This window comes from Mycobacterium sp. TH-M82 (genome assembly GCF_057473605.1).
The window spans coordinates 1-4,306 of record NZ_JBYCKY010000201.1 but is presented as its reverse complement, the minus strand read 5'-3'; the positions used below and the strand labels follow the sequence as shown (position 1 = coordinate 4,306).

General features: G+C 68.1%; 6 protein-coding genes. 3 read left to right on the top strand and 3 right to left on the bottom strand.

Going from position 1 to position 4,306, the window contains the following annotated elements:
- On the bottom strand, window positions 1–216 hold a 216-nt coding region (locus AC2VON_RS05955; RefSeq protein WP_486952110.1), incomplete at its 3' end, for a carbonic anhydrase.
- Here AC2VON_RS05955 and AC2VON_RS05950 point away from each other — a divergent pair.
- Window positions 215–1,126 carry an HhH-GPD family protein gene (locus AC2VON_RS05950; RefSeq protein WP_486952109.1) on the top strand — a complete coding sequence of 304 codons (912 nt, stop codon included), beginning with the start codon at window positions 215–217 and terminating at the stop codon, window positions 1,124–1,126. The genes AC2VON_RS05955 and AC2VON_RS05950 overlap by 2 nt on opposite strands.
- A 19-nt stretch (window positions 1,127–1,145) precedes the next feature.
- Here AC2VON_RS05950 and AC2VON_RS05945 read toward each other — a convergent pair whose 3' ends face one another.
- A complete protein-coding gene (locus AC2VON_RS05945) occupies window positions 1,146–1,919 on the bottom strand; it encodes an alpha/beta fold hydrolase (RefSeq protein WP_486952108.1) in 774 nt (257 codons plus the stop codon).
- A gap of 66 nt (window positions 1,920–1,985) precedes the next feature.
- Between AC2VON_RS05945 and AC2VON_RS05940 the strand changes: the two genes are divergently transcribed.
- Together AC2VON_RS05940 and AC2VON_RS05935 are read left to right on the top strand one after the other, a co-directional pair.
- A complete protein-coding gene (locus AC2VON_RS05940) occupies window positions 1,986–2,303 on the top strand; it encodes an antibiotic biosynthesis monooxygenase family protein (protein WP_486952107.1) in 318 nt (105 codons plus the stop codon).
- 4 nt (window positions 2,304–2,307) lie between these two features.
- Window positions 2,308–3,642 (top strand): serine hydrolase, encoded by a 1,335-nt coding sequence (locus AC2VON_RS05935; protein ID WP_486952106.1) that lies wholly within the window; start codon window positions 2,308–2,310, stop codon window positions 3,640–3,642.
- Window positions 3,643–3,665: 23 nt separating this feature from the next.
- On the opposite strand, the gene AC2VON_RS05930 is transcribed toward AC2VON_RS05935, so the two are convergent.
- A partial coding sequence (locus AC2VON_RS05930) for an AAA family ATPase (protein WP_486952105.1) occupies window positions 3,666–4,306 on the bottom strand: 641 nt, incomplete at its 5' end.

Here is a 4,306-nt window from a genome sequence, read left to right as displayed (position 1 = left end):
CACCACGAACATGTCGCCCAGACCCTGGTCGAAGATGATCTCGGCGGCCACCCGGCTGTCGCCGCAACCGAACACCACCGCCGTCGGCTGCTGTCCGCCGACCAGGGCGTCCCGGCGCCCGACGTCCTGGTTGGGATGTGCGGGCCGGCCGGCGACGAATCGCCCGTTACCCTCCTTGAGTGCTTTCCAGGCGGTTACCGGGCTGGTGTTCGGCATGGTTGCCATTGTGCCGCGTCCTGATGAGCATCCGATGAAAATCAGCGCCGACGAGCTGCTGGCCTTCTACAAAGCGTCCCGGCGGGACCTGCCCTGGCGTGACCCCGGCGTCAGCGCATGGCAGATCCTGGTCAGCGAATTCATGCTGCAACAGACCCCGGTGGCGCGGGTGCTTGGAGTCTGGCCGCAATGGGTGGCGCGCTGGCCCACCGCTTCAGCGACTGCCGCCGCGACACCCGCCGATGTGCTGCGGGCCTGGGGCAAGCTGGGCTACCCGCGCCGGGCCAAACGCCTGCACCAGTGCGCCGCCGTGATCGCCCGAGATTTCGCCGACGTGGTTCCCGACGACGTGGAAACCCTGCAACGGCTGCCCGGTGTCGGTAGCTACACCGCGCACGCGGTGGCCTGCTTCGCATACCACCAGCCGGTTGCGGTGGTGGACACCAATGTTCGGCGGGTGGTGGCTCGCGTGGTACACGGGCGCGCTGACGCCGGCCGGCCGTCGCCGGCCCGCGATCACACCGACGTAGCCGCTCTGCTGCCGCACGACGGCAGCGCACCACGGTTTTCCGCGGCGCTGATGGAGCTGGGCGCGACGGTGTGCACCGCACGAGCACCGCGCTGCGGGGCGTGTCCGCTGAGCTCATGCGGCTGGAGCGAGGCCGGCTACCCGCCGGCGGACGACGCTGGGCGCCGCAGTCAGCGCTATGCCGGCACCGACCGCCAGGCGCGGGGTCGGCTGCTGGATGTGCTGCGGGCCAATGACTCTCCTGTGAGCCGAGCCCAACTGGATGCGGCATGGCTAACCGACAACGCCCAGCGGGAACGGGCCCTGGCATCGCTGCTGCTCGACGGTCTGGTGCGCCAGACTGCCGGCGGTCTCTTCGCCCTGCCCGGTGAGCACCTGTGAGGGCCGCCAGACCCGGCGGTCAATTCAGCAACCGGGTCAGAAAGGATTCGACCGCCTCCCGATAGACCTTCGGCGCCTCGTCGTGAACCAGGTGACCCGCGTCGGCGACACGCAGATAGCTGGTCTGATAACCGGTTGCATGCATCTTGAGCATCTGCCCGGGGGGAGTGACCGAGTTACCGGCCTCGATGAGCAACGTCGGCGAACGCACCGCCCGCCACTGTGCCCAGTAGTCGCGAGTTCCCCACTCGGCGGCGATCTCGATCCATTGCGAAACGTGGCCATGCAACCGCCAACCGGTTGATGTACGGTCGAAGGATTCCAGGAAGTACCGCCCCACGACGTCACCGAACTCAGCGAATACCTGCTCGACACCGTTGAATTCGACCGGCAGCGCATGAAGCCACGGCTCCCACGGCCCGGTGGTGTGGCCCCTGAAATCCGGTGCCATGTCCTCCACGACCAGCGCGGAGACCAGCCCGGGATGCCGCGCGGCCAGGCACCACGAGTGCAACGCCCCCATCGAATGGCCGACCAGGCGCACCGGCACCCCGAGCGGCGCCACCGCATCGGCCAGGTCGACGACGAAGCGTTCGGTGTTGATCGGATACATCTCGGCGGTGTCGCGGCCCCGGTGCCACGGGGCGTCGTAGGTGTAGACCTCACCCAGCCGGGTCAGCCACGGCAGCTGACGCGACCAGGTGCTGCCGCGGCCCATCAGGCCGTGTACCAGAATCAGCGGCTCGCCCCATCCGCCGCGGTAGGTCAGCAGATCAGCCGGCGCGCCGCGCATGAGTGCTATCTTGCAGAACCATCCTGTGCCGGCCCGTCCGGGTGGGCGGCACGGTAGCCTGTCCGCATGTCAGTGGTGAAGATCAACGCAATCGAGGTGCCCCCGGGTGCGGGTCCCGAACTGGAGAAGCGGTTCGCCAACCGGGCGCACACTGTTGACAACGCCGCGGGGTTCCTCGGCTTTCAGCTGTTGCGCCCAGTCAGAGGCGAGGAACGTTATTTCGTGGTGACCCAGTGGGAGTCCGACGAGGCGTTCCAGGACTGGGCGACCCACCAGGGCGCCGCGGCGCACAGCGGCCACGACAAACCGGTCGCGACCGGCGCGTCGCTGCTGGAATTCGAGGTTGCCTACAGCGTTGGCGCCGGGCCGAGCGCGCAGGTGTAGCGCGGTGCGGCGACGCGTGCTGGCGTCGACGATCGCCGCCACGCTGGCCGCCGCACCCGTCGTCGGCTGCGCCCCGGCCCTCGCGCCGCCCGCGGGCCCTTTGAACACCCGGGTGGGCATCGACACCAGGACCCCGTCGGGCCTACGGGCCAAGCAGACCATCGACATGCTGAACTCCGACTGGCCTATCGGCCCGGTCGGAGTGCGCACGCTGGCGGCCCCGGACGTCGTCGACGAGGTCGTCACCACGATGGAGTCGCTGTGGTGGGATCGCCCGTTCGACGTGGCCGGCGTCGACGCCCGGGCCGGCGCGGCCACGCTGCACCTGATCACCTCCTACGGCGCCCGCCAAGACGTCGAAATCCACACCGACGACGACGGGATGGTGGACCGGTTCCGGGCCACCACCCAAACCCCGCCGATCGCCTCGTGGCGCGACGTCGACGCGGTACTCGGCCGGACCGGTGCCCGGTATTCCTATCAGGCTTCCCGGGTCGACGATGGGGTCTGCCAACCGGTAGCAGGTACCAGCGCAGGCGAATCTCTGCCACTTGCATCGATTTTCAAGCTGTACGTGTTACTGGCGGTGGCGGATGCGGTCAAGGCCGGGACGCTGTCCTGGGACGACCAGCTGACCATCACCGGACGGGCCAAAGTGGTGGGGTCCTCGGGATTGGAGGAACTGCCCGACGGGGCTCGGGTATCGGTGCGAACGGCTGCCGAGAAGATGATCGCCACCAGTGACAACATGGCCACCGACCTGCTGATCGCCCACGTGGGCACGCACGCCGTTGAGAAGGCTCTGGCCAGGGCCGGGCACCACGATCCGGCCAGCATGATGCCGTTTCCCACCATGTACGAGCTGTTCTCGGTCGGCTGGGGCGAGCCAGACCTGCGCGAGCAATGGCAGCGGGGCTCGCCACAGGACCGGGCAAAGCTGCTACAGCAAGCCAATTCCCGCCCATACCAACCTGATCCGGCCCGCGCGCACATCCCGGCGTCGACGTATGGCGCCGAGTGGTACGGCAGCGCCGAGGACATCTGCCGGGTGCACGCCGCACTGCAAACCGGTGCGGTCGGCAAGGCCGCACCGGTCAAACAAATCATGGCCACCGTCAGCGGCATCGGGCTGAGCCGCACCGAGTGGCCCTATGTCGCCGCGAAAGCCGGTGGGTTGCCTGGCGACCTGACGTTCAGCTGGTACGCGGTCGACAAGGCCGGGCAGGCGTGGGTGGTCAGCTTCCAGTTGAACTGGCGGCGTGACCACGGTAAGGCCGTGACCGGCTGGCTGCTGCAGATCGCCGAACGGGCCTTCGCGCTGCTGCCGACGGCGCCTTAGCCGGTCGCTCGGTCAGCTACCAGCTATTCGTCGGCCGACACGCCGTGCGCACCACCTGCGCTGTGGGCACCGGCCTTGGCTAGGTCGGCCGAGTCGCCCTGGGTCGCTTCCGCTGGCTTGCGGGTGCCGGTGAAGGTGAACACCGCATCTTCGGCGGAGGATTCCCCGTCCCAGTTGTCCACGTCGACGGTGACCACCTGGCCCGGGCCGACCTCATCGAACAGGATCTTCTCCGAGAGCTGATCCTCGATCTCGCGCTGGATGGTTCGCCGCAGCGGACGAGCACCGAGCACCGGGTCGAACCCGCGCTTGGCCAGCAGCGATTTCGCGGAGTCGGTGAGCTCGAGTGTCATGTCCTTGGCCTTGAGCGCCGTGGCCACCCGGCCGGCCATCAAGTCGACCATCGCGATGATCTCGTCGCGGGTCAGCTGGTGGAAGACGATGATGTCATCGATGCGGTTGAGGAACTCGGGCCGGAAGTGCTTCTTCAGCTCGTCGTTGACCTTCAGCTTCATCCGCTCGTAGTCGTTCTCCCCACCGCCTTGAGTGAAGCCCAGGCCGACCGCCTTGGAGATGTCGGCGGTACCGAGGTTGGAGGTGAAGATCAGCACGGTGTTCTTGAAGTCCACCGTGCGGCCCTGCCCGTCGGTGAGCCGGCCGTCCT

Excerpts from the sequence above, each read along its gene's own strand:
- AC2VON_RS05950 (WP_486952109.1), top strand. The coding sequence starts at position 215 with ATGGTTGCCATTGTGCCGCGTCCTGATGAGCATCCGATGAAAATCAGC.
- AC2VON_RS05945 (WP_486952108.1), bottom strand. The coding sequence starts at position 1,919 with ATGCGCGGCGCGCCGGCTGATCTGCTGACCTACCGCGGCGGATGGGGC.
- AC2VON_RS05940 (WP_486952107.1), top strand. The coding sequence starts at position 1,986 with ATGTCAGTGGTGAAGATCAACGCAATCGAGGTGCCCCCGGGTGCGGGT.